The 24,849-nt window shown below is 71.0% G+C and carries 17 protein-coding genes and 2 pseudogenes; 16 read left to right on the plus strand and 3 right to left on the minus strand.

Going from position 1 to position 24,849, the window contains the following annotated elements; genetic code table 11:
- Window positions 1–65 precede the first annotated feature (65 nt).
- The 14 genes and pseudogenes from CGL27_RS34600 to CGL27_RS34665 all read left to right on the plus strand — a co-directional run.
- Window positions 66–278 (plus strand): MbtH family protein, encoded by a 213-nt coding sequence (locus CGL27_RS34600; protein WP_078644297.1) that lies wholly within the window; start codon window positions 66–68, stop codon window positions 276–278.
- A gap of 147 nt (window positions 279–425) precedes the next feature.
- The gene (locus CGL27_RS34605; RefSeq protein ID WP_119991757.1) at window positions 426–4,400 is read left to right on the plus strand and encodes a non-ribosomal peptide synthetase; all 3,975 of its coding nucleotides are present in this window, start codon (window positions 426–428) and stop codon (window positions 4,398–4,400) included.
- Between the two features lie 39 nt (window positions 4,401–4,439).
- Window positions 4,440–5,630 (plus strand): cytochrome P450, encoded by a 1,191-nt coding sequence (locus tag CGL27_RS34610; protein WP_119991758.1) that lies wholly within the window; start codon window positions 4,440–4,442, stop codon window positions 5,628–5,630.
- A 13-nt stretch (window positions 5,631–5,643) separates the two neighbouring features.
- Window positions 5,644–6,834 (plus strand): annotated as a pseudogene (locus CGL27_RS34615) (macrolide family glycosyltransferase); the annotation flags it as partial.
- A gap of 115 nt (window positions 6,835–6,949) precedes the next feature.
- Window positions 6,950–7,312 (plus strand): DsrE family protein, encoded by a 363-nt coding sequence (locus CGL27_RS34620; protein WP_119994694.1) that lies wholly within the window; start codon window positions 6,950–6,952, stop codon window positions 7,310–7,312.
- A gap of 1 nt (window position 7,313) precedes the next feature.
- On the plus strand, window positions 7,314–7,727 hold the full coding sequence (locus CGL27_RS34625) for a hypothetical protein (protein WP_119991760.1): 414 nt from the start codon (window positions 7,314–7,316) through the stop codon (window positions 7,725–7,727).
- Between the two features lie 2 nt (window positions 7,728–7,729).
- Complete coding sequence (locus CGL27_RS34630; protein WP_237513269.1) at window positions 7,730–8,128, plus strand: hypothetical protein; 399 nt, start codon at window positions 7,730–7,732, stop codon at window positions 8,126–8,128.
- A 69-nt stretch (window positions 8,129–8,197) separates the two neighbouring features.
- On the plus strand, window positions 8,198–9,301 hold the full coding sequence (locus CGL27_RS34635; protein ID WP_078647715.1) for a beta-ketoacyl synthase N-terminal-like domain-containing protein: 1,104 nt from the start codon (window positions 8,198–8,200) through the stop codon (window positions 9,299–9,301).
- A 148-nt stretch (window positions 9,302–9,449) separates the two neighbouring features.
- Window positions 9,450–11,129, plus strand: coding sequence for an NAD(P)/FAD-dependent oxidoreductase (locus CGL27_RS34640; RefSeq protein WP_119991762.1), 1,680 nt, complete (start codon window positions 9,450–9,452; stop codon window positions 11,127–11,129).
- Window positions 11,130–11,178: 49 nt separating this feature from the next.
- The gene (locus CGL27_RS34645; protein WP_078644307.1) at window positions 11,179–12,156 is read left to right on the plus strand and encodes an ATP-binding cassette domain-containing protein; all 978 of its coding nucleotides are present in this window, start codon (window positions 11,179–11,181) and stop codon (window positions 12,154–12,156) included.
- On the plus strand, window positions 12,153–12,941 hold the full coding sequence (locus tag CGL27_RS34650) for an ABC transporter permease (RefSeq protein ID WP_078644309.1): 789 nt from the start codon (window positions 12,153–12,155) through the stop codon (window positions 12,939–12,941). Before CGL27_RS34645 ends, CGL27_RS34650 begins: the two co-directional genes overlap by 4 nt.
- Window positions 12,942–12,962: 21 nt before the next feature.
- On the plus strand, window positions 12,963–14,918 hold the full coding sequence (locus tag CGL27_RS34655; protein WP_119991763.1) for an AarF/UbiB family protein: 1,956 nt from the start codon (window positions 12,963–12,965) through the stop codon (window positions 14,916–14,918).
- Between the two features lie 143 nt (window positions 14,919–15,061).
- Window positions 15,062–16,783, plus strand: a complete 1,722-nt coding sequence (locus CGL27_RS34660; protein WP_240450733.1) for a fatty acyl-AMP ligase — start codon at window positions 15,062–15,064, stop codon at window positions 16,781–16,783.
- Window positions 16,780–17,646, plus strand: a pseudogene (locus tag CGL27_RS34665) (beta-ketoacyl-ACP synthase 3); the annotation flags it as partial. The gene CGL27_RS34660 and the pseudogene CGL27_RS34665, both read left to right, overlap by 4 nt.
- A gap of 108 nt (window positions 17,647–17,754) precedes the next feature.
- On the opposite strand, the gene CGL27_RS34670 reads toward CGL27_RS34665, so the two are convergent.
- Both CGL27_RS34670 and CGL27_RS34675 read right to left on the minus strand, forming a co-directional pair.
- Window positions 17,755–18,309 (minus strand): DUF3995 domain-containing protein, encoded by a 555-nt coding sequence (locus CGL27_RS34670; RefSeq protein WP_162953130.1) that lies wholly within the window; start codon window positions 18,307–18,309, stop codon window positions 17,755–17,757.
- Entirely contained in the window at window positions 18,306–19,562 is a 1,257-nt protein-coding gene (locus tag CGL27_RS34675) for a macrolide family glycosyltransferase (protein ID WP_162953131.1), read from the minus strand. The genes CGL27_RS34670 and CGL27_RS34675 overlap by 4 nt, the downstream gene beginning before the upstream one ends.
- 230 nt (window positions 19,563–19,792) lie before the next feature.
- Between CGL27_RS34675 and CGL27_RS34680 the strand changes: the two genes are divergently transcribed.
- Complete coding sequence (locus CGL27_RS34680) at window positions 19,793–21,538, plus strand: NTP transferase domain-containing protein (RefSeq protein ID WP_162953132.1); 1,746 nt, start codon at window positions 19,793–19,795, stop codon at window positions 21,536–21,538.
- Entirely contained in the window at window positions 21,538–22,305 is a 768-nt protein-coding gene (locus tag CGL27_RS34685) for a PIG-L family deacetylase (protein ID WP_119991768.1), read from the plus strand. The genes CGL27_RS34680 and CGL27_RS34685 overlap by 1 nt, the downstream gene beginning before the upstream one ends.
- Window positions 22,306–22,397: 92 nt before the next feature.
- On the opposite strand, the gene CGL27_RS34690 is transcribed toward CGL27_RS34685, so the two are convergent.
- On the minus strand, window positions 22,398–24,563 hold the full coding sequence (locus CGL27_RS34690; protein WP_119991769.1) for an MMPL family transporter: 2,166 nt from the start codon (window positions 24,561–24,563) through the stop codon (window positions 22,398–22,400).
- Window positions 24,564–24,849: the final 286 nt, after the last annotated feature.

The following is a 24,849-nucleotide window of genomic DNA, read 5'->3' on the forward strand; positions in this document are numbered from 1 at the left end:
CCGCTCCGGGAGCCTCCCGGAGCACCGAAAAACCTTCGGGAACTTAAAACAAGGAGAGAAACGACATGAGCAACCCGTTCGAGAACGCCGAGGGCCGCTTCTTCGTCCTGGTCAACGAGGAGCGGCAGTACTCCCTCTGGCCGGCGTTCGCCGAGGTCCCGGCCGGCTGGACGGTCGTCCACGGCGAGGACACCCGCGACGCGTGCCTCGAGCACATCAACCAGAACTGGACCGACATGCGGCCCAAGAGCCTGGTCGACGCGATGAGCGCCGCCTGACCCCACCGCCCCACCACGCCAGGCCCGGGAACGGCCGCACCCACCCGTGCGGCCGTCCCCGGGCCGGGGCCCGCCCGCTGACACCGCCGCCGCGCGAGAGCGCGCCACCGACACGCGAGTCTCACTGCGACCGAGGATGAACGAGACATGCCTGACGCCCGGACCACCCGGCTCCCCCTGACCGCCGCCCAGTCGGGAATGTGGTACGCCCAGCGGCTGGACCCCGACAACCCGATCTACAACGGCGCCCAGTACCTGGAGATCCAGGGGCTGCTCGACCCCGACCTCCTGGAGGAGGCGCTGCGCCGGGTCGTCCGGGAGACCGACGCGCTGCGCACCCGTTTCGCCGAGGACGCCGAGGGCGTATGGCAGTTGGTCGACCCGGACGGCACGGGCACGGTCCACTACATCGACGTCAGCCACGAGGACGACCCGCAGGCCGCGGCCGAGGCATGGATGCGCGCCGACTACCGGCGCCCGCTCGACCTCCTCGGCGACGAACTGGTCCGCTTCGCCGTCCTCGAGACCGCCCCCGACCGCTTCCTGTGGTACCACCGCTGCCACCACATCGTGCTGGACGGTTTCAGCGGCGCCCTGATCTCGCGGCGGGTCGCCGAGATCTACACCGCCCTGACGGCCGGGAACCCGGTGCCCGAGAGCGGATTCGGACCGTTGGCGGGCCTGGTTGCCGCCGACGAGCGCTACCGCGCCTCGGAGGACTTCGCCAAGGACAAGGCGCACTGGAACACCCTGCTCGCCGACCGCCCCAAGCCGCCCAGCCTGACGGCCGCGGACCCCACCATGCCGACCCGCCTGCGGCGCGGCACCACCTGGCTGTCCCCCGAGTCCACCCGTGCGCTGCGGGAGGCCGGAGACCGGGCCGGTGTCCCCTGGCCGCCCGTGGTGACGGCCGTCCTCGCCGCCTATCTGCAGAGCCTGGCCGGAGGCGATGACATCGTCGTCGGCCTGCCGGTGACCGGCCGGGTCGGCAAGGTAGCCCGGGCCACCCCGGGCATGGTCTCCAACGTCCTGCCGCTGCGGCTGTCCGTGCGGCCCGAGTCGACCTTCGGGGAACTGCTCACCCAGGTCGCCGGATCGATGCGGCGGGTACTGCGGCACCAGCGCTACCGCTACGAGGACCTGCGCCGCGACCTCGGCCTGCTCGGCGGCGACCAGCGCCTGGTCGGACCGCAGATCAACATTATGATGTTCGGCCACGGGCTGACCTTCGGCGAACTGCCCGCGATCCCGCACACCCTCAACCTCGGTCCGGTGGAGGATCTGTCGGTCGTCGTCCACGACCTGGGCGAGGGCCAGGGGCTGCGCATCGACTTCGAAGGCAACCCCGAGCTCTACAGCGAGCAGGATCTCGCCCTCCACCAGCGCAGATTCGTCCAGCTGATGGAGTCCCTCGCGGACGCCGGAGCGGACCGCGCCCTGGGCGCCGTGGACATCCTCCTGCCCGACGAGCGGGCCCGTCTGCTGCCGCCGACGGACGACACTCCGGCCGCGCTACCGGACACCACCCTCACCGAGCTGTTCGAGGCGCGGGCGAGGGAGTCCGCCGAGAGCGTGGCGGTGGTGTGCGGCGAGGAGTCGCTGTCCTATGGGGAGCTGAATGCGCGGGCGAATCGGCTGGCGCGGTTGCTGGTGGGGCGTGGGGTGGGTGTTGAGGACCGGGTGGGGCTGGTGCTGCCGCGGTCGGTGGATCTGGTGGTGGCGGTTCTTGCGGTGTTGAAGGCCGGGGCGGTGTATGTGCCGGTGGATCCGGGTTATCCGGCCGACCGGGTGGCGTATGTGTGGGAGGACGCGGGTCCGTCGCTGGTGGTGACGGAGGTGGGTGTGGGAGTCGGGGTGCCGGCGGGGGTTCCGCTGGTGGCGCTGGATGACGTCGAGGTGGTGGTGGAGTTGGCGGGGCTGGATGGGTCGGATGTGGGGGTCCGTGTTTCGCCGGAGGCGGCCGCGTATGTGATTTACACGTCGGGTTCCACGGGGCGGCCCAAGGGTGTCGTCGTGCCGCACGGGAATGTGGTGCGCCTTTTTGAGGCGACGGATGGGTGGTTCGGGTTCGGTGCGGATGATGTGTGGACGCTGTTCCATTCGTTCGCGTTCGACTTTTCGGTGTGGGAGTTGTGGGGTGCGTTGTTGCGGGGTGGGCGGTTGGTGGTGGTGCCGTTTGAGGTGAGTCGTTCGCCGGGGGAGTTTTTGCGGTTGCTGGCGGATGAGGGGGTGACGGTGCTGAATCAGACGCCGTCGGCTTTCTATCAGTTGATGCAGGCGGATCGTGAGGCGCTGGAGGTGGGTGCCCGGTTGCGGCTGCGGTGGGTGGTGTTCGGTGGCGAGGTGCTGGATCTGTGGCGTCTTGAGGAGTGGTTCGACCGGCATGGGGATACGGGTCCGGTTCTGGTGAACATGTATGGGATCACCGAGACGACTGTCCATGTCAGTTATGCGGCGTTGGATTCCCGTGTTGCGAAATCGGGTGCGGGGAGTGTTATCGGGGTTGGGATTCCTGACCTTCGGGTGTATGTCCTTGACGGTGGTTTGCGTCCGGTGCCCGTGGGTGTGGCGGGGGAGATGTATGTCGGGGGCGCTGGGGTGGCGCGTGGTTATTGGAATCGTCCGGGTTTGACGGCGGGGCGTTTTGTGGCGGATCCGTTCGGTCCGGCGGGTGCTCGGATGTATCGGTCAGGTGATGTGGCGCGGTGGACTGATGGGGGTGTGCTGGAGTTCGTCGGGCGGGTGGATGGCCAGGTGAAGGTGCGGGGGTTCCGTATCGAGTTGGGGGAGGTCGAGTCGGTTCTGGGGGAGTGTGTGGGGGTGGGGCAGGCGGTGGTGGTGGTCCGTGAGGACCGTCCCGGTGATAGGCGTCTGGTCGCGTATGTGGTCCCGGATGCCGGTGGCGAGGTGGGGGCGGGGGCGTTGCGGGAGCATGCGGCGGGGTTGTTGCCGGAGCATATGGTGCCCTCTGCCTTCGTGGTGCTGGAGCGGTTGCCGTTGACGGTGAACGGCAAGCTGGACCGTAAGGCGCTGCCCGTGCCGGAGGCGCCGGTGAGTGCGGGGGGTCGGGCGCCGCGGACGCCGCGTGAGGAGATCCTGTGCGGGTTGTTCGCCGAGATCCTCGACGCGCCCCGGGTGGGCGTGGACGACAACTTCTTCGACCTCGGCGGACAGTCGCTGCTGGCGACCCGGTTGCTCAAGCGCATCCACGCCACGTTCGGTGTCGAACTGACCATCCGCAGCCTCTTCGAGGCCCCGACGCCCGCCGAACTCGCAGTTCACCTCGACGACGAGGACCGGGGACAGCCGCTGGACGTGCTGCTGCCGCTGCGGCCGCACGGCACCCGTCCCCCGGTCTTCTGCGTCCACCCGGCGGGCGGCCTGAGCTGGTGCTACTCCGGGCTGATCAAGCACCTGGGCCAGGACTATCCCGTCTACGGCCTGCAGGCGCGCGGGCTCGACGACGACGGCGAGCAACTGCCCACGACGATCGCCGAGATGGCCGACGACTATGTGCGGCAGATCCGCACCGTCCAGCCCTCGGGCCCCTACCGGCTGGTCGGCTACTCGGCGGGCGGGGTCATCGCCCACGCCATGGCCACCCGCCTGGAGGCGCTGGGCGAGGAGACCGACCTGCTGGGCGTGCTGGACACCTACCCGAACCAGAAGATGCCGCCCATCGACGAACAGGACGTGCTGGCCGACCTGTTGCGGTGGGTCGGCTACGACCGGCGCTACCTCGGAGGCGGGCCGCTCACCCATGAGCGGGTGACCGAGGTGCTGCAGCGCCTCGGCAGCGCCATGGCCACCCTCGAGGGCCGCCACATCGAGGCCATCACCAGGATCTACGCCAACAACAGCGAACTGTTCAACACGCATCTCCCGGACAAGTTCGGCGGCGACATCCTGCTGGTCGTCGCCACGCTCGACAAGATCGACATCTCCCCGACCCCGGACACCTGGGGCCCCTATGTCGGCGGGCGGATCGAGACGCGGGAAGTCGACCGGCAGCACACGGACCTCATGAAGCCCGGTCCTCTGGCGGAGATCGGGCGCATTCTGGCCGCGAAACTCGAGGACATGGACGGCCCCGGACCGGATGCCCACGGTACGGCGCAGTAAACCCCCCGAACTTGAGAAATTCTAAGGAGCGCGAACGCGATGACCACCAGTGACGCCGTGCGTGACCGGCAGACCGCCGAAGCGAACGCACACTTCTTCGCCTGGCTGGAGAAGATGCGGAAGGAAGACCCGGTCAGCTACAACGAGCAGTCCTTCCAGTGGTCGGTGTTCCGGCACGAAGATGTCACGCACATCATGGCCAACACCGATGTCTTCGTTAACGACATGTCCGATATCACGCCGCCCCAGGAGGACTACGACGTCTTCTTCAAGGGGAACATCGCCGCGATGGACGAACCCCGGCACCGGAAATTCCGGATGCTGGTCAGCAAGGCCTTCAGTGCCCGCTATATAGCCGGTCTGGAGCCGAAGCTCCTTGAGATCGCCACCGGGCTGCTCGACGCGGTGGCCGACAAGGAGCGATTCGACATCGCGGAGGACTTCGCGTTCCCGTTCCCCGTGGCCGTCATCGCCGATATCCTCGGCGCCCCCCGCGAGGACGCCCACCTCTTCGCGGAATGGGCCAATCTGCTGCACGCCAGCAATCAGGGCGTGGAGGGGCACCGGGCGACCGCGATGCGGCTGAAGGCCCTCAACACCTACATGTTCGAGCAGATCCGCAGGCGCCGCGCCGAGCCGCGCGACGACCTGATCACCACGCTGGTGCAGGCCGAGATGGACGGCCGGACGCTCGACGACGAGGAGATCGTGGGCTTCGCGGGCGTGCTGCTGATGGGCGGGATCACCACGACCGCGGCCCTGATCAGCAACATCATCCTGACCTTCGACCGCTTCCCCGAGCTCTACACCGAGGTGCGTGCCGACCGCTCCCTGGTGCCCCAGGCCATCGAGGAGGTCGTCCGTATCCGGCCCTCGTTCAGTAACTTCGTCCGGATGACGGCCGAGGACGTGGAGCTCGGCGGGCAGATCATCCCGGCCGGGGAGCTCGTCCATGTGTGGATCTCCTCAGCCAACCGCGATACAAGCGCCTTCACGGACCCCGACCGGTTCGACATCCACCGGGAGAACAACCGGCACGTGGGCTTCGGACAGGGCATCCACTACTGCATCGGTGCCCCGCTCGCCCGTCTGGAGAGCAGGATCGCCTTCAATCTGCTGCTGGACCGCTACCGCTCCATCCATGTCGTGCCGGACGCGGACATCGAGTTCCTCGACACGTCGGACATGATCGGCGCCTCGCGGCTCCCCGTCGCTGTCACCAGAGACTGAGCCGGAGCACGCCATGGAGAGTCACAGACGGACATCCCATATCGCCTTGTTCAACATCCCGGCCCACGGCCATGTGAACCCCACGCTCGGCACGGTGGCCGAACTGGTGCGGCGTGGACACCGGGTGAGCTATGCCGCGACGGCCGAGTTCGGCCCGCAGGTGCGGGCCGCCGGGGCCACCCTGGTGCCGTACGAGACGACGCTGCCCGCCTCCGACCGGGTCGAGGACTGGCCCTCCGACGATCCGGTCGCCATGTCCCGCCTCGCGCTCGACGAGGCGATCGCCATCCTTCCGGGGCAGCTGCGGGCGTTCGAGGCGGACCGGCCCGACCTGGTGCTGCACGACTTCGGCGCGCTCACCGGCCGGCTGCTCGCACACCGCTTTCAGGTCCCGGTCATCTGCCTCGCCTCCACGCATGTGTCCGCGGCGGGCCCGGAGGAGCGCCGGGCCCGCCAGGAGTTGTTCGAGGAGTACTTCGCGGACGACCCGCGCTGGTCGGAGTACCGGCGCGGATTCCGGCAGTTCCTGGACGACGCCGGCATCGCCCTGTCCATCGACGACTACACCGGGCTGCCCGAGCGCTGTCTGGTGCCGATGCCCCGGGAGTTCCAGATCGACGGGGACGCCGTGGACAAGCGCTATGCCTTCGTCGGCCCCTGTCTCGGGAAACGGAAGCACCAGGGCGAGTGGCGGGCCCCCGAGGACGGGCGGCCGGTGCTGCTGGTGGCCCTGGGGTCCGCGGGCAGCGGCCAGCCGGCCTTCTACCGGGAGGTCGTGGCGGCCTTCACCGACACGCCCTGGCATGTGGTGCTGGCGACCGGCACCCTCGATCCCGCGCTGCTCGGCCCGCTGCCGCCCCATGTCGAACAGCATCGCTCCGTACCCCAGTTGGCCGTGCTGGAGCGGGCTTCCGCCTTCATCACTCACGGTGGTATGGGCTCGGTGCTCGAGGCCATGCACCACGGAGTCCCCATGGTCGCCGTCCCGCAGGTCAACGACCAGCACATCAACGCCGAGCGCCTGGCCGACCTGGGGCTGGGGCGGCACATCCCCCTGGACAAGGCGACCGCGGCGCGGCTGCGGGATGCCGTGGCCTTCGTCGCCTCCGACCCCGCGATCGCGGCGCGGACCGCCGCCATGCGCAAGCGGATGCGGCAGCTGGACGGCGCGGTCACCTCGGCCGACCTGATCGAATTCGTGCTCCACGGCCCGCGGGAGCACTGGCAGGATCATGTCGCCCGCCTGGAACAGCGCGTCGGCCCTGGCGATGCTGGCGAAGCCGTGAACGGTACGACGGTCGGCTGAAGGCATGGGAATCATGACGCGAGAAGACGCACCGGTCCTTAACCCTCCACATCTGCTCATCGAGAGCCGTGGCCCCTGGGCGGGCCCCGCCTGTGGCGCGTTCGTCCGGGACGGCCGCACCCTGGCCCTCTCCGGCCACCCCGTGCAGCTGGTCCTCGTGCAGGACGCCGTCACCGCGGCCATGCGCGGCACGGAGGAGGACTCGGCGGAGGTACGGGCCCTTGCGGAGGCCGGCGGCGAGGTGTGGGTGGACGACTTCTCCCTCGCCCAGCGCGGCCTCGCCGCGGACCGGCTGATCCCCGAGGCCCGGGTGGTGGGCATGCCGGAGGTCTCCGCCCGGGTGCTGGCTCCCGGCGTCAGGGTGGTGTGGCACTGAGATGGCCAGGACCACGACGGTTCCGCGCTCCGACGTCCTGCTGACGGTCATGGGCGCGCCCTACGAGAGCGACCTGCTCACCAGCGCGCTGCGGCTGTCGCAGGCCATGCTCGAGGGCGGGGCCACGGTGCAGATCTGGGCCTGCGGCTACGCCACCATGCTCACCCAGCGGGGGCTGGGCGACAGCAAGCCCCGCAACCTCGCCGAATGGTCCGTGGACTATCCGTCGACGAGCCTGCTCGTCCGGGAGATGCTCCTCGCCTTCCCCGACCGGCTGCGCTGGTACGCCTGCCGCTTCTGCAGCGACGACCGCGGCGCGGTGGACCACATTCCGGAGGTCCCGGTGCGGGCCCCGGCGAGGTTCGCCGAGCATGTGGCCGCCGCGGACAAGACGCTCTACCTGGGGGTGATGTGACCGTGGCGGCCGAGGAGCGACGCGCGCTCGCCATCGTCGAGCGTGCCTACCGGGGCGCGGTGGAGACTCAGTTCTCCGACGGCCTCTACTGCGCGTATCTCTTCCACCGCCACCTGGGCGGACTGGACGTCCTGCTGCGCGGCCCGGCGGTCGGCTATGCCGTCCGGGCCGCGCGGACGCCCGTACCGCGCCTGGGAAAGCGGGAGCTGACCACGGTCAACACCCCGGGCAAGGGCCTGGACGTGCTGCTGGCGGCCGGGGTCGGCGTCTGGATCGAGGAGCAGGACCTGCGGGCGTACGGCCCGGACGCGACGTCCGGTCTGCTGCCCGGCGTACGCACGGTACCGGCCGGGGCCATGGCGGCCCGCTGGCCCGGATACCGCGCGGTCTTCTATCTGTGAGCGGGCTCCCGGGGCGCGGCCGCCGGGACCCGCGACGATTCCCCAAGGAGTGGATCGGTTGTGACGGCCATGGTTGCCGCGGTGCGCGGTCCCGTGATCTCGGGTTGGTCGGCGGTGTCGCCGTACGGGATCGGGCGCCACGCCTTCGTCGAGGGGCTGCGGTCCGGGCGGAGAACGGCAGTGGAGCTCGACCCGGCCGAGTGGTCGGGGCCAGGTGAACAAGCCTGTCTGGTACCGGGCTTCGTCATCCGTGAGGTGCTGGGACGCAAGGGAACCCGGTCCATGGACCGGGTGACCGGACTGGCCGTCACGGCCGTGGACCGGCTGCTGCGTGAGGTCACGGGCACCGAGCCCGGACCCGCGTCGGGCGGCGAAGACGTCGCGCTGGTGCTCGGCACGAACACCGGCAGCGCGCAGAGCATGATGGACCTGACCCGCGACACCTTCGTGCAGGAAAAGCCCTTCTACGTCGACCCCTCGCACTTCCCCAACACGGTGATGAACTGCGCCTCCGGGCAGTGCGCCATCCGGTACGGACTGCGCGGGCCCAACGCCACCGTGGCCGCGGGCCGCGCCTCCGGGCTTCAGGCGCTGCACTACGGACGGCGTCTGCTGACATCCGGGCGGGCGGGCAGCGTGCTGGTGGGCGCGGTGGAGGAGCACTCGGCCGCCCGCGCCTGGCTGGAGCACCACACCCGGGGCGAGGACGAGCGGGCCGACGGCGTGCTGCTCGGCGAGGGCTGTGCGGTGCTGCGGCTGGTCCCCGCCGACGCGCCGGACGCGGCGGCGGGCCTGGCCGAAGTGGTGCTGGTGGAGTCCGGGGTGGCCGGCCCGGAGGGCACGGAACCGGCACTGACCCGGTGCGTGGAGCGGGCGCTGCGGCGTTCCGGGGTGACCCCGGCCGAGGTGTGGGCGGTTTCGCCGTCCGCGCCGGCCGGGACCGCCGGAGTGGCGGAACGGGGCGTGCTGGAGGCGCTGTTCGGTGAGGTCGAGCCCCGCTGGGTGCCGCACCCCGAACCGATCGGGGACACCTCCGCGGCCGCCGCGGCCTTCCAGGTGGTCGCGGTCCTCGCCACCGCCGAGGACGCCCCGGACGCCTCCGGCAAGGTCGCGGTGATCACCTCGGTGGACCGCGACGGGGCGGTCGCCTGCGCATTGCTGCGGCTGCGGTGAAGACGAGCGGACGGGGGCAGCGGACCCACCCGATCCCGGGCGTCGCACGGGAGAAAGGTGTGGGTGGCAGCTTCCGGTCACGGCCCGGGATCGCGGCCCCGATTGCTGCGACGGTTACGGCGATTGAGACACAGATGGGATCCCCAGCATGACGAACCGGGATGATTGGGATGCGATAGTCGTCGGCTCCGGCATCGGCGGCCTGGTCTGCGCCGCCTATCTGGCGGTGACCGGGCGGCGGGTCCTGGTGCTGGAGCAGCATGACGTCGCGGGCGGCAACAGCCATGTGTTTCGCCGCCGCCGCGCCTACGAGTTCGACGTCGGCGTCCACTACCTCGGCGACTGCGGGCCCGGCGGGGTGCTGCCCGCGATCCTCGGCGGCCTCGGCCTGGACAAGCGGATCACCTACCGCGAGATGGATCAGGACGGCTTCGACGAGATCGTGCTGCCGAGCACCTCCATGTTCATGCCCGCCGGCTGGGACCGGTACCGGCAGCGCCTGAAGGAGACGCTGCCGCAGGACGCCGAGGGCCTGGACACCTTCCTCGACATCTGCGAGACCCTGGGGGCCGAGATGCGCTCGGCCCTGCTGTCCGGGGAGGACCTGACGGTCGCCGACCTCGTCGCGCGCACCCCGGTCACCCTCAAATGGGGCCGCCATCCGCTCTCCCGGCTCTTCGACCACTGCGGGCTTTCGGCGCGGGCCAGGACCATCCTGGCCGCCCAGTCGCCCAACTACGGCATGGGGCCCGAGCAGGCGACCGTCTCGATGCACGCGACCGTCACCGACCACTACGTGCGGGGCGCCTACTACCCCGAGGGCGGCGGCCAGATGCTGGCCGCGGGTCTGGTGGAGAGCCTGGAGGCGCACGGCGGGGCCCTGCTCACCCGGGCCCATGTGACGCACATCCTCGTCGACGACGGCAAGGTCACCGGGGTGGGGCTGGCCGACGGACGGCGGTTCTCCGCCCCGCTGGTGGTCTCGAACGCCGACTACCGCCGCACCGTGCTCGACCTCGTGGGCGCCGAGCACTTCCCCGCCAAGCTGGTGACCAAGACCCAGGACGCGGCCATGGGGCTGCCGTTCGCCACGCTGTACGTGGCCCTGGACCGGCCGCTGCCCGAGCGGCGCAACGCCAATCTGTGGTGGTACGCCGACGACGACATCGACACCTACTACCGGCGGCTCGCCGAGGGCGACATCGACCCGGTCTCCTTTCTCTTCCTGTCCTTCGCGTCACAGAAGGACCCCGAGGGGCGCACCGTGTGCCCGCCGGGCCACAGCAACTTCCAGGTGATGACGCTGTGCCCGCCCGAGTACGACCGCTGGGGGGTGACCACGGGGCCCGCCGACGGCACCCGTTACCGCCGCAACGGCGCCTACCGGAAGAGCAAGGAAGAGTTCACCCAGGCCATGCTCACCGCCGCCGAGCGGGCGATCGGCCCCTTCCGGGACCACATCACCCACCTGGAGGCGGCGACCCCGCTGACCCATGAGCGCTACACCCTGTCCACCGGGGGTACCCCCTTCGGCCTCGCGGACTGGGGCGGCGTCGGCGTGCGCCCCGACACCCGCACCCAGGTCGATGGGTTGCACGTGGTGGGCGCCAACACCCGCTACGGCAGCGGCATCACCGGTGTCGCCGTGGGCGGCATCGCCTGCGCCTCCGCCATCGTCGGCCGCAGGCTGATGCACGAGGTGCACGACGGTGCCGTGCTGGGCGACGCGGACCTGCTGCCCGAGCGCGACGAGCGCTGGGACCCGCTCGCCGTCTCCCGGGGAACCGACCGTCGCCATGCCCGCGGTCTCGCGGGCATCGACCGATGACGGCACCGCCCCGATCACGCACACACCGGCGACCTTTCCAGGAGAGAACATGGACGTGGCGATCGAGGCCGAGGGCCTGAGCAAACGGTATGGCGACAACGAGGTGCTGAAGGGCGTCGACCTCACGGTGCCCGCCGGGTCCGTGCTCGGCCTTCTCGGACCGAACGGAGCCGGGAAGACCACGACGGTACGGATCCTGGCCACCCTGCTGCCGGCCGACGGCGGCCGCGCGGTCGTGGCCGGCCACGACATCGGCACCGCGCCCCTGGAGGTCCGCAGGCGCATCGGCCTGGCGGGACAGTACGCGGCCGTGGACGAGCGCCTGACCGGCCGGGAGAACCTCGTCCTCATCGGCAGGCTCTACCGTCTCGGCCGCGCCAACGCCAAGCGGCGGGCGGAGGAACTGCTGGAGCGCTTCGACCTCACGGGCGCCGCGGACCGGGAGACGAAGACCTACTCGGGCGGCATGCGGCGCCGGCTGGACCTGGCCGCCAGCCTGCTGGCCGACCCCGACGTGCTGTTCCTGGACGAGCCGACCACCGGCCTGGACCTCACCAGCCGGATGACCCTGTGGGCCATGGTCCGCGAACAGGTCGAGGCGGGCGTCACCGTCCTGCTCACCACCCAGTACCTGGAGGAGGCGGACCAACTCGCCGACCGCATCGCGGTCATCGACAAGGGGCTGCTCATCGCCGACGGCACCCCCGACGAGCTCAAGCGCAAGGTCGGCGGGGAGCGCCTCGAGGTCAGCCTCGCCGACCCGGCCGCCGTCCCGGAGGTCACCGCGCTGCTGGAGCGCGTCGCGGTGGGCGAACCCGTGGTGGGGGACCAGGGCCGCAGCGTATCGGTGCCGGTGGGCTCCGGCATCGACGCCATCGCCGACGCGGCGGCCGCGCTGCGCGGCAAGGGAATCGAGGTGACGGACTTCGCCATGCGCAGACCGTCCATGGACGACGTGTTCCTCGCGCTGACCGGGCGCAGCAGCGCCGGGGAGCCCGACGAGGACGAGGGGAAGACGGCAGCATGAAGGAACTGGCAACCGACACCTGGATCCTGGCCGGGCGTCATATGAAGCACATCGCCCGTGTACCGGAGAAGCTGATCGGGGTGACCATCGCGCCCGTCGTGATGGTGCTGGTCTTCGGCTATCTCTTCGGCAGCGCGATGTCCGTGCCCGGCGGTAACTACCGCGAGTACATCATGGCGGGCATCTTCACCCAGGTCATGTTCTCCGCGGTGGGCACGAGCGCCGCCGGCGTCGCGGACGACCTCAAGAACGGTCTGGTGGACCGCTTCCGGTCGCTGCCGATGTCCCGCTACGCGGTGCTGCTCGGCCGGACCGTCTCGGACATGGCGATGACGGCGCTCAGCTGCCTCGTCATGGCGCTGGTCGGCCTGCTCATCGGCTGGAAGGCGCACCACGGCCTGGTCAAGACCGTCGCGGGCTTCGGCCTGCTGCTCCTCCTGGGCTTCACCATGTGCTGGATCGGCGCGCTGATCGGCCTGGTGGTGCGCAGCCCGGAGGCGGTCAACACCATCTCCTCACTGATGGTCCTGCCGTTCGCGCTGCTGTCCAACTCCTTCGTGCCGTTGGACGGGCTGCCGCGCTGGATGCAGATCATCGGCGAGTGGAACCCCATCAGCTCCGTGGTGAGTGCCTGCCGGGACCTGTGGGGCAACCCCTCCACGGTGGTGAGCGACGCCCTGCCGGCCCAGCACCCGCTGGCCGCGGGCACCCTGATCCTGTGCACCCTGCTGATCGTGGTGGCCCCGACAGCCGCCCGCGCGTACCACAGGGCCGCCGCACGCTGACCCGAAGGACCCCGCGCAGTGATGAAGCTGGCCCAGTTCCTCCTGGCCCTCCTGGTGATGACCGCGTTCATCATGGCCTTCGTGTTCAGCGCCCGGAGGCTGCTGGGCCTGCGCATCGGGATCGTGCGGTCCCTGCTGGCCGGGCTGGTCAGCGTGGTGGGCCTGGCCGTCTTCAGCCTGCTGATGCAGCGCCCCGAGCAGCGCGGCATCCTCACCGGGGTGCAATTCGGGTCCACGCTCGTGGTGACCACCGGCTTCCTGGCCGTCCTCGAAGTGGTCCTGCCCAGCGGCTCGGTGGGCGGGCCGCGCGGCTGGGTACGGTCGGCGCGGTCCCGGGTCACCCGCACCCGCCGCTACTGGCACATCGTGTCCATCGCCGTGCGCCACGGTCTGCGCCCCAGCCGCTATGGCGCGGTCCCCACCGGGGGCCGGGGGCCGGGCTCCGGGCGCATGGCCAGGCCGCTGCGGCTGGCGCTGGAGGAGGGCGGCGCCACCTTCGTCAAGCTGGGCCAGGTGCTGTCCACCCGCCGCGACCTGCTCCCGCCCGCCTTCATCGCCGAACTGGGGCGGCTGCACCACCAGGTCTCACCGGAGCCCTGGCAGGTGGTGGGGGAGGCCCTGGAGCGGGAGCTGGGCATGCCGCTGACGGAGGCGTTCGCCCACTTCGACCACGTGCCGCTGGCGGCGGCCTCCATAGCGCAGGTCCACGCGGCACGGCTGCACTCGGGCGAGGAGGTCGTGGTCAAGGTGCGCCGCCCGGGCGTCCGGGAGGTCGCCGAATGTGACCTGCAGATCATCCTGCGGTTCGCCAGAACGCTGGAGCGGCGCGCCGGCTGGGCCCGCGCGCTGGGGGTGGTGGACCTGGCCGACGGGTTCGCCACCTCGGTCCGTGAGGAGTTGGACTTCCGGATCGAAGCGGCCAACATCGCCACCGTGAGCACGGCCTGGAGCCTGCGCTCGGAGGGCACCGGCATCCGGCTGCCGAGGGTGTACGAGGAGTGGTCGGGCGAGCAGGTGCTGGTCATGGAGCGGCTGACCGGCACCCCCATCGGCTCGGCCGCCGCGGTCCTCAAGGGCACCGCGGAGGAACGCCTGGCGCTCGCCAGGAAGGTGATGGTCAACATGTTCCACCAGGTGATGATCGACGGCACCTTCCACGCGGATCCGCACCCCGGGAACATCCTGCTGCTGGACGACGGCGCCATCGGCGTCATCGACTTCGGCTCGGTCGGCCGGGTCGACGCCCAGGTCCGCTCCGGTCTGCGGTCCCTGCTCTTCGCGCTCAACAGCCAGGACTCGGCCGCCCTGTGCGACGCGCTGCTGGAAGTGGTCACCCGGCCCGAGGAGATCGACGAGCAGCGGCTGCAGCGGGAGCTCGGCCGCTTCCTGTCACGCTACTTCGCACCCGGCTCCACCCCCAGCGTGCAGATCTTCACCGACCTCTTCCGGCTGGTCCAGCGCCACGGGCTGACCATCCCGCCCGAGGTCGCGGCCGTCTTCCGGGCCCTGGGCACCCTCGAGGGCACCCTGATGCTCATCGCCCCGGGCTTCGTCATGGTGGAGGAGGCCCGGACCTTCGCCGACGGGGGCTTCGCCCGGGCCGGCGGCGATCCGCTGAGCCAGCTGATCAGCCCGACGGACGTGATGGCGGCCTGGGAACTGCTGCGCAGGCTGCCCCGGCGGCTGGATCGGGTCACCAGCGCGCTCGAACAGGGCCGCCTCGGCGTCGGCGTGCGGCTCTTCGCCAACGCCCGCGACCGTACGTACATCAGGTCGCTGGTGCACGAGATCCTGCTGACCTTCATCGCCGCCACCAGCGGGGTCATGTCGGTGATCCTGCTCAGCATCGACGGCGGTCCGCTGGTCGTTCCCGGAATAGGACTCTTCCAATTGCTGGGCTACCACCTGCTGGTGATCTCCGGAGTGATCGGTCTGAAAGTTCTTTTCCTCATTTCGCGCGGCAGCGGGCGGAACTGATGCGGCATTGAATGGTCATGGAATGGACGCCGGGAATTGTTACCGGACGGTATTCCGTGATATTGGCAGCATGGTGATATAGCCCTTGAGGGGCCCGGGCCCCCTGGCTATACAGGAGCCATCCACCGCTGAAAAGGATGGACATGACTTCTGTCGGCCATGCCCCCGAAAAGCTGATGTCCCTGCTCGCCCGGCGCGCCGCCGAAACCCCCGACGACCTCGCCTACTGCTACCTCCGCAACGGCGAGGACCCGGACGACCGGGCCACCTACGCGGAACTCCAGCGCCAGGCCCTCGCGCGCGCGGCCGAACTCCGCCGCCGGGACATGCGCGGCCAAAGCGCCGTTCTGCTGTATCCCACCGGCCTCGAATTCGTCCGCGCCTGGCTCGGATGCGCCGCCGCCGGGGTCATGGGAGCGCCCGTACAGGTCCCCAGGAACGGCCAGGCGCTGCGCCGGCTGCGCTCCGTCGCCGACGACTCGGGCACCACCCTGGTCCTCACCACCGCGGAGACCCGCGACCGGCTGCTGGCCGACTTCCCCGGCGCGCCCGAGCTGCGCGGCCTGGAACTGCTGGCCACCGACGCGTACCCGGAGGCGGCGACGGCCGGGGAGCCCCTGCCCCCCGCCGGACTCGACGACGTGGCGCTGCTCCAGTACACCTCCGGCTCCACCGGCACGCCCAAGGGCGTGATGGTCACCCACCGCAACTTCTGGCACAACGCGGCCGAGACCGACGCCCTGTGGCCCACCCGGGGCGGCACCGTCGTCTCCTGGCTCCCGCTCTTCCACGACATGGGGCTGTTGTTCGGCGTCGTGCTGCCCCTGTGGGCCGGCATCCCCTCCTACCTCATGGCCCCCGAGGCGTTCGTCCGCCGCCCGGCCCGCTGGCTGGAGGCCCTGTCCCGGTTCGGCGGCACCCACGCGGCGGCCCCCAACTTCGCCTACGACCTGTGCGTACGGGAGGCACGCCCCGCACCGGGATGCGACCTGTCCGCCTGGCGGGCGGCCGTCAACGGCGCCGAGCCCGTGCGGCTCCACACCATCCGGGCGTTCACCGAGGCGTTCACCCCCTACGGCCTGGACCCCCACGCGGTCTCGCCGGGATACGGACTCGCCGAACACACCCTCAAGATCAGCGGCAGCGGCCCCGGCGAGCTGCCGCGGGCCCTCACCCTCGCGCCCGCCGATCTCGGCGAAGGGCGGGTCACGGTGACCGCGGACGCCGCCGCGATACCCGTGGTCAGCTGCGGCCGCACCATCGGCGACACCCGCGTGCGCATCGTGGACCCCGCCACCCGCCGCGCGGCCGCCCCTGGCCGGGTGGGCGAGATCTGGGCCGCCGGCCCCTGCGTGGCGGCCGGGTACGCGGGCCGCGAGCGGGAGAGCGAGGAGACCTTCCGCGCCCGGATCGAGGGCGACGCCGACACCGGGGCGTTCCTGCGCACCGGCGACATCGGCTTCGTCCGCGACGGCGAGCTCTATGTCACCGGACGCCTCAAGGACCTCCTCGTCGTCAAGGGCCGCAACCACTACCCGCAGGACCTGGAGTACTCCGCCGAGCGCAGCCACCCCGCGCTGCGCCCCGCCTCCGCGGCCGCCTTCGCCGTCGACCGGGGCGACCGGGAGGCCCTCGTCGTGGTGATCGAGGCGGACGGCCGGGCGCTGCGCGCGGCCGGTCACGACGTGCTCGTCAGCGCCGTGCGCGAGCGGGTGCGCAGCGACCACCGGCTGGAGGCCGAGGACGTCGTCGTCATCCGCCGCGGCACCCTCCCCAAGACGACCAGTGGAAAGGTGCGCCGCGGCACCTGCCGCCAGCAGTACGTGGACGGCACCCTCGTGCGCGTGGGCGGAGGCCCGTCATGACCGGACGTCAGGGTCAGGCGGGCGCGCGCATCCTGGGACTGGGCGGCTACCGGCCCGCCCGCACCGTGCCCAACGAGGAGCTGTGCGCGCGCCTGGACTCCTCCGACACCTGGATACGGCGCCGGTCGGGGATCGTCAGCCGGCGCTACGCCGGGCCGGACGAGACGGTGATCGCCATGGCCGCGCACGCCGGGGGCAAGGCGCTGGCCGACGCGGGCGTGGCCCCGGCCGACGTCGACACCGTGCTGCTCGCCTCGATGTCGTACCTGTACCAGAGCCCGGCGGCGGCGCCGCAGGTGGCCGCGGCCGTCGGCGCGCGGTCCGCCGCCGCCTTCGATGTGCACGTCGCCTGCGCGGGCTTCTGCTACGCCCTGGCCGTGGCGGACGGGCTCGTCCGCGCGGGCACCTCCCGCCGGGTGCTGGTGATCGGCTCCGAGCGGATGACCGACATCGTCGACCCGGACGACCGGGGGGCCGCCTTCCTCTTCGCGGACGGCGCGGGCGCGGTGCTGGTCGGCCCCGCCGACGAACCCGGGATCAAGTCCGTGGCCTGGGGGTCGGACGGGGACCAGCACGACCTCATCGCCCACCAGGAGCCCTGGACCGCCGCCCGGGACGCGGACCACCCCTGGCCGTACATGCGGATGGCCGGATCCGAGGTGTTCCGCTGGGCGATCAGGGAGGTGCCGCGCACGGCGGCCGCCGCCCTGTGCCGGGCGGGTGTCACGGCGGAGCAGCTGGCCGCCTTCATCCCGCACCAGGCGAACCTGCGCATCACCGAGGCGGTGGCCAAGGCCCTGGACCTGCCGCCGCATGTCGTGGTCGCCGACGACATCACCTCCGCCGGAAACACCTCCGCCGCGTCCGTCCCGCTCGCCATGGAGGCCCTCAGGGACCGCGGGGCGCTGCCCTCGGGGGACTGGCCCTGCTGGCGGGGTTCGGCGCGGGGCTCGCGCACGCCGCGCTGGTGGTCACTCTGCCGTGACGGGCCGCCCGGGCCGGGCCCTGCGGCCCAGCCACAGGGCGGTCAGGCCGTACAGGATCCCGCCGAGCACGAAGTAGGCGTCGACGCCGACCCCGGACCAGATGGTGTACGCGGAAGGGTGGGCGTCGCCGGTGATCTGCTCGTACGTCAGGCCGGTCAGACCGTGCGGCGCCAGCCCGGTGCCGCGCAGCGCCGTGTCCAGCAGCCCGGCGCCCCCGCGCACCGCCACCAGCGCGCAGCCGGTCCACAGGCAGAACAGCGCCGCCCACCGCGGGATCCGCCGCCCCCACGGCCGGGTCAGCGCCAGGGGCAGCACGATCCCCACCGCGAACATGACGGTGATGACCGCGCCCTGGACCCGGTCGCTGGTGCTGGTGGCGCGCGGCACCACCTCGGGAGCGTCGCCGAGCCCGAACCGGCCCCCGGCGAACCAGTACACATGCATCGCGGTGAAGACGACCGCCCAGACGAAGGCGGCGAGGGCGGCCCGGCGCGTCTCCCGCGCCGGCCCCGCCCCGGCGGCCGTTCCCGATCCGCTCACGCGCCGGCCCGAGCGCGCCGCAGTACGCACTCGACCGCGTCGGCCGCCCCGGAGGCGCCGCCCTCCGCGAGGATCTCCGCGCGCAGCTCCGCCAGCCGCCGGGCCACCTTGGGGTCGGCGGACACCCGCTCCACCGCCTCGCGCAGCTCCTCGCCGGTGACCCCTTCGAAGGGCACCCGTGCGCCGATGCCCAGCTCCTCCGTCAGCCGGGCGTTCTCCATCTGGTCGAACCCCATGGGCACCGCCACCAGGGGAACGCCGTGCTGGATCGCCTCCATCGTGGAGCCCATGCCCGCGTGCGTGATGAACGCCGTGGACTCGGCCAGGACCTGGAGCTGCGGGACCTCCGGGACCAGCTCGATGTGTGGGGGCAGCGGTCCGAAGTCCGCCGGGTCCAGATGCCTGCCGATCGACATCACCACATGCCACGGCGAGTCGGCGAACGCCTCCGCGCACTCGAAGAAGACCCGCTGCACCTGCGGCACCTCGGGTGCGACCGAGCCGAAGGCGATCAGCAGCACCGGCCGGCCGTTCGCGGGCCGCCGCCAGGGAACCTGGTGGTCCTGCTCGCGCACCACGGGGCCCACGAACGTGTAGGTACCGCCGAGTTCGTCCGCGTCGGCCTGGAAGGCACGCGGGATGGTGACCACATAGTGGTCGGCCTGTCCGACGTAGAGGAACTCCTCGATGGTCAGCTCCATCCCGCCCTCGTCCAGGAAGCGCTGGAACTCCGCCCGGTAGGCCAGCCACGCCGGGTCGTCCGCCACCGTGGCGTAGAACGGGGCCAGATCCCGTTCGTAGGTGTTGCTGGACACCCGGGTCGGGGAGAGCCGCACCGCCGGGACGTCCCAGCGCCTGGCCAGGATCTGGGCCGACAGCGCGGCGTAGTCGTAGAGGACGATATCGGGGCGGTCGTCCTCGAAGGCGGCGATCTGCTGCGGCAGCACCGCGACCGCCTCCCGCAGGAAGAGCGAGGACATCGCGATCACATCATGGATGGGGAACCGCTCGCCGCGGCTCGCGTCCGGGAAGGTCGACCGGTAGAGGACCGGCTCGGCCCCGGTGGCCCGCACCGCCGCGGCACGCCCCTCGTCGATGGAGAAGCTGACCCGGTGGCCTCGCTTGACCAATTCTGCACAGAGCGCGAGATTTGGATTCACATGACCGTCCGCCGGGATGTTGAACATCGCGATGTGCAGCGGTCGCGCATTCTCCGGAATTCCCTCCGGAAGGCCCGGGCTGGAGACGTTCACGGATAACTCCTCTTCCGCCATCCGGACGCTGCAGATGGCCGGTTGACGTCATGTGGTGAATTCGATGCTAGGAAGGCCGGGCAGCACGGTCGAGCATGCAGACAGCTTCCTGCCAAGGGCTCAGTGCATCCCTTGCGGGCCTGTCTGCTTCGCCCTTGTCTGAGACCTGCATCATGCTGTCCAAAAGGGAGTCCGGGCGGCCTGAGCAACCTCAGGAGGGACTGATTGAGATGATTTCCCAGAAGATACTCGACGGTACAGGAGAATTGGCTTCCGGACCGGGGGAGGACCGGGAGGAGAACGCCCGGGAGCTGGCCGCCGTGGTGCTCGCCGCGGGGAACGGGGAGCGCATGGGACCCGGCCCGCAGAAGGTGCTGCGCGAGGTCGGCGGCCGGGCCATGCTCGGCCATGTCCTCGACGCCGTGGCCGAACTGGCGCCGCGGCGCACGGTCGTGGTCACCGGACACCATCGCGCGGCCGTCGAGGAGTACCTCGCCGCCCATGGCAGGGGCGCCGTGGCAGCGCCGGAGACCGCCGTCCAGGAGCATCAGGGCGGCTACGGCCACGCCCTGCTCGCCGCCGTGAACCGGCTCCCGGACTTCACCGGGACCATCCTGGTGAGCTGTGGGGACGCGCCGCTGCTCACCGGGCCCACGCTGGCCCGGCTGGTCGCCGACCACGAGAAGGCGGGCAACGCCATGACCCTGCTGTCCGGCCGCCTGCCGGATACCGTCGGCTACAGCCTGGTGCTGCGGTCCGAGGTGGGGGAGTACGAGGCGCTGCTGCCGCCGGACCGGGGCGACCGCCGTGAACCCGGCGACGGACCGGCCGGCGGACGGCTGCGCGAAGTGGGGGCGGGGGTCTACGCGTTCGAAGCCACGGCCCTGCGCGCGGCCTTCGACGACCTGCTGGCCGGCGGGCACACCACCGGCGAGTACCTGGCCACCGTGCTCGACTACTTCACCGCGCACGACCTGCGCGTCGGCATCACCGTCGCGGAGGACCCGGACGACATCCTGGGCGCCAACGACCAGGTCCAGCTGGCCCGCGTGCGGGCCGTCCTGCGTGACCGGATCAACCGCTGGTGGCTGGCGGCCGGTGTCGACATCGCCGACCCGGGGACGGCCTGGATCGACGTCGGAGCCAGGCTGGCGGCCGGGGCGGTCGTGCTGACCAACACCCGGGTGCTCGGCGCCAGTTCGGTGGCGGCCGGCGCGGTGATCGGCCCGGACAGCGAGGTGCGGGACTCCGCGGTGGGCGAGGGGGCGCTGGTGGAGCGGTCCACCGTGACCGGCTCGGACCTCGGCGCGGGCGCCCGGGTGCGGGCCTACTCGACCGTGTTCCGGTCCGAGGTCGGTGCCGATGCCCAGGTCAGCAGCTCGGTGCTGGAGAAGGCGGCCCTGGGGGCGTCGGCGCAGGTCGGTCCGTACGCCTATGTGCGCCCCGACACCCGGCTCGACAAGGGCGCCAAGGTCGGCACGTTCGTGGAGATCAAGAACTCCACGCTGGGCGCCGGGGCCAAGGTCCCGCATCTGTCGTACATCGGCGACGCGGACATCGGCGAGGGGAGCAACATCGGCGGCCTGTCCGGCTTCGCCAACTACGACGGCCGGAAGAAGTACCGCTCTGTCGTGGGCCGCAACGTCCGCATCGGTGGCCAGAACGGGCTCATCGCACCGGTCACCGTGGGCGACGGGGTCTATTCGGGCGCCCGCGCGCTGATCGCCGAGGACGTCCCGCCGGGCGCGCTCGTCATCTCCGAGGGGTCCCTCAAACAACGCAACATCCCCGGCTGGGTGCAGAAGAACCGGCCGGGCTCCGCGTCGGCGATCGCCGCCGCCCTCGCCCAGGGCGAGACCGGGGAGCTGGAGACGGCCGACGGTGCCCGTCAGCAGGTCCCTCGTACCCCGCGGGCGCCGGAGTCCCCCGCCGCGAACGAACCGTCCACCACCGATGACGAACGGTCCACGTCCTGATGTCCTCCCACATCCTCGTCGTCTCCCCCCACCTGGACGACGCCGTGCTGTCCGCCGGCAGCCGCATCCACCACCTGGCCTCCGAAGGCGCGGAGGTCACGGTCTTCACCCTGTTCGCGGGCATCCCGCCACTGCCGTACTCACCCATCGCCGAGTACTTCCACTACACCTGGGGCCTGGACACCGAGCCGATGGAGCACCGGCGGGAGGAGGACCGCAAGGCCCTGGCCCGGCTGGGCGCCACCCCCGTCCACGGCGAGTTCCTCGACGCCGTCTACCGGCGGCTGCCCGACGGCGGCTGGCTCATCGACGTCGACGGCCCGATGGTGCAGGGCAGCGACGCCGCCGAACCCCAGCTCTGCGACCTGCTCACGCGCACCGTGGCCGAGCTGGCCGAGCGGACCCGGCCCGAACTGGTGCTGACCAGCGCGGCGGTCGGCAACCACATCGACCACCGGCGCACCCGCGACGCGGTGGTCACCGCGGTCGCCGGGAAGGTCCCGGTGCGGTGCTGGGAGGACCTTCCGTACGGACTGCGGGGCAGTGACATCCCCCCGCTCCCGGACGACCGGGCCCTGCTGGACCCGATGGCCGAGACCGCCGGGGACGCCTCCTGGTCCGCCAAATACGAGGCGATCGAGTGCTACCGCTCGCAGCACTCCATGCTCTGGCCGCCCGACGCGGACTTCCGGGACCTGTTCGACGCCCATGCGACGGGCCACGTCGGCGGGGCCCCGGCCGAGTTGTTCTGGCCGGTCGGCCCCTGATCCGCCGCAACCCCCGTCCCTCCACCGGTGGCCCTCCGCGACCATGTCGCGAAGGGCCACCGCGCCGTTCGGGCGTCCGAGGGAGCGTCAGGTCACACCCGTACGGTCTCGCCCGCCGCATCGGGCTCCTCGGCCCGCCCGGGGCCGGAGACGCCGGGCGTCTCGGGGGAGTCGTGGCGGTGGTTGGGCCACCACGCCTTGGAGCCGAGCATCGCGGTCACCGTCGGCACCAGCAGCAGCGCCATGATGAACGCGGTGAGCAGGATGCCGAAGGCCACGGCGAAGCCCATCTGCTGGAGCATGGTGTTGCTGGCCAGCATCAGCACACCGAAGGTGCCCGCCAGGATGATGGCGGCCGAACCGATCGTCGGCGCCGACTGGGACACCGCGAGCCGGACGGCCTCGGCCGGTGTCTTGCCCTTTCTGACCTCCTCCCGCAGCCGGGCCACCATGAGGATGTTGTAGTCCGTGCCGATCGCCACCACGAACAGATAGACGATGATCGGCAGCATGAAGAGCAGGCCGTGCTCGCCCCGTACGTTCTGGAACAGCCAGACCGTGGAACCGAGGGTCGCGGCGAAGCCGAGGCCGACGGCGAGCATCAGATACAGCGGCGCCACCACGCTGCGCAGCAGCAGGCCGAGGATCAGCATGATGGCCAGGCCCGCGACCGGGAACACCAGCCGGTAGTCGTGGTTGACCGCGTCCTCGATGTCGGCCAGTACCGCGGTCGACCCGCCCACCAGGGCCTTGGAGCCCTCGGGCGCGGAGCCGTGCGCGGTGTCCCGCAGCTCCCCGGCGACCAGTTCGATGGCCTTCTCGGAGGCGGGCCGGTACTTCAGCACCACGCTGAACTGGGCCACGTCGCCCTTGGGGTTGAGCACGGCGGGGGAGACCTCGCCGACGCCCTCGACCGCCGTCAGCTTCTGCCGGAATCCGGTCAGCGCCGCGGGGTCCAGCTTGTCGCCCTTCGACTGGACGTACACCAGGCTCGGGTCGGACTCGCCGGCCGAGAAGCTCTTCTGCAGCTCCGCCATGGCCTGGACGGACTCCAGGTCCTTGGGGAGCGTGGTGTCGGTGTCGAACTCGGCCTTGAAGCCGAGCGCGCCCACCGCGAGGGCCGCCAGCACACCGGCGGAGACCGCGGCGATCAGCCCGGGACGGCGCGACACCACGGAGCCGACGCCGTTGGCGAGCCGGTTGCGGGGGGCCTTCTTCCACGCCTTGGACGGCCAGAACGCCTTCGTTCCCAGCAGCGAGAACACCGCGGGCACCAGGGTGAGTGCCGCCACGAGCGTCACCGCGACGGAGATCGCCAGCGAGGGCCCCATGGCGCGCATGCTGCCCATCGTCGACAGCACCAGGGCGAGGAACGCCACGATGACCGCACCGGCTGCCGAGGCGATGGTTTCGCCGACCCGGGTGACCGCGTCGACCAGGGCCTCCTTGGGCTCCTGGCCCTTACGGAGGTGTTCGCGGTAGCGGAACAGCAGGAACAGCATGTAGTCCGTGCCGACGCCGAACAGCACCACGATCAGAATCGCGGACACGCTGCTGTCGGCCTCGAGTCCGAACCAGTCGCTGGCGGTGGCGATCAGACCCTGGGCCATGATGAACATCACCAGGATCATCAGCACGGGCATCAGCGCGATGAGCGGACTGCGGAAGATGGCGCCGAGCAGCACGATGATCAGGACCAGGGTGGCCATCATGATCATGGCGTCGGTGTCACCCGAGGACTCGGTGGCATCGAGCCCCGAGGCCGCCGGACCGGTCACGTCGACCTTGAGCGAGGTGCCCTTCAGCAGTTTGTCGCGGTCCGCGCGCAGGTCCTTGATCGACTGCTGGGTGTCCTCGTCGTAGACGTCCTTCTTGGTCGAGTACACGTTGGCCAGCGCCATCTTGCCGTCCTTGGAGACGGCCTCGGGCGTGGTCACCACGGACTTGAAGGTCGCGTACTTCTTGTCCTGGAACCCCGTGGTCGCCTTGGCGACGGCGGCCTTGTCGGCCTCGGAGAGCTTTCCACCGTCCGACCGCTGGTAGACCAGAATGGCGGCCGCGCTCTCCTGCTGCGGGAACGCATGCTCCTGGAGCTTGGAGACCTGCACCGACTCATAGCGCGACGGCAGGAAGTCGGCCTGGTCGGTGCTGGACTTCAGCGGTGGGGCCAGGATGGCCAGGCCGACCGCCGCGATGACCCACATCGCGACGACCAGCCATGGACGGTGGACGGAAAACCGTCCTATTCGCCCGAACATGACGCTCCTTAGGGATTAAGGTTCCAGTAAAGGGCACGCTAGGACAGCTGTTCCGGCCGCACCATGGGTCCCCGTGGAAATCGACCTGAGGGCTGAGGGCGGCTCCGCCAAAGGGTTTAGGGGAGCGGCCCGCGTATCAGCATCCGTGCTGATGGCACCTCTCGAGCCCGGGCCGACGGCCACCTACGAGTCTCCGGTGCCGGTGTGCGGTCGGGCCGTGAAGTGGTGCGGACTGACATGTTGCTGACAAAATTGGGGTGTGTGACGGCCCGCCGCGGGCACCCCG

The organism is Streptomyces sp. 11-1-2 (assembly GCF_003595545.1).
GTDB classification, from domain to species: domain Bacteria; phylum Actinomycetota; class Actinomycetes; order Streptomycetales; family Streptomycetaceae; genus Streptomyces; species Streptomyces hygroscopicus_B.

What these genes read in the sequence shown, in the direction of transcription:
- CGL27_RS34600 (WP_078644297.1), top strand. Translation starts at nt 66, where the DNA reads ATGAGCAACCCGTTCGAGAACGCCGAGGGCCGCTTCTTCGTCCTGGTC.
- CGL27_RS34605 (WP_119991757.1), top strand. Translation starts at nt 426, where the DNA reads ATGCCTGACGCCCGGACCACCCGGCTCCCCCTGACCGCCGCCCAGTCG.
- CGL27_RS34610 (WP_119991758.1), top strand. Translation starts at nt 4,440, where the DNA reads ATGACCACCAGTGACGCCGTGCGTGACCGGCAGACCGCCGAAGCGAAC.
- CGL27_RS34620 (WP_119994694.1), top strand. Translation starts at nt 6,950, where the DNA reads ATGACGCGAGAAGACGCACCGGTCCTTAACCCTCCACATCTGCTCATC.
- CGL27_RS34625 (WP_119991760.1), top strand. Translation starts at nt 7,314, where the DNA reads ATGGCCAGGACCACGACGGTTCCGCGCTCCGACGTCCTGCTGACGGTC.
- CGL27_RS34635 (WP_078647715.1), top strand. Translation starts at nt 8,198, where the DNA reads ATGGTTGCCGCGGTGCGCGGTCCCGTGATCTCGGGTTGGTCGGCGGTG.
- CGL27_RS34640 (WP_119991762.1), top strand. Translation starts at nt 9,450, where the DNA reads ATGACGAACCGGGATGATTGGGATGCGATAGTCGTCGGCTCCGGCATC.
- CGL27_RS34645 (WP_078644307.1), top strand. Translation starts at nt 11,179, where the DNA reads ATGGACGTGGCGATCGAGGCCGAGGGCCTGAGCAAACGGTATGGCGAC.
- CGL27_RS34650 (WP_078644309.1), top strand. Translation starts at nt 12,153, where the DNA reads ATGAAGGAACTGGCAACCGACACCTGGATCCTGGCCGGGCGTCATATG.
- CGL27_RS34655 (WP_119991763.1), top strand. Translation starts at nt 12,963, where the DNA reads ATGAAGCTGGCCCAGTTCCTCCTGGCCCTCCTGGTGATGACCGCGTTC.
- CGL27_RS34660 (WP_240450733.1), top strand. Translation starts at nt 15,062, where the DNA reads ATGACTTCTGTCGGCCATGCCCCCGAAAAGCTGATGTCCCTGCTCGCC.
- CGL27_RS34680 (WP_162953132.1), top strand. Translation starts at nt 19,793, where the DNA reads ATGATTTCCCAGAAGATACTCGACGGTACAGGAGAATTGGCTTCCGGA.
- CGL27_RS34685 (WP_119991768.1), top strand. Translation starts at nt 21,538, where the DNA reads ATGTCCTCCCACATCCTCGTCGTCTCCCCCCACCTGGACGACGCCGTG.
- CGL27_RS34690 (WP_119991769.1), bottom strand. Translation starts at nt 24,563, where the DNA reads ATGTTCGGGCGAATAGGACGGTTTTCCGTCCACCGTCCATGGCTGGTC.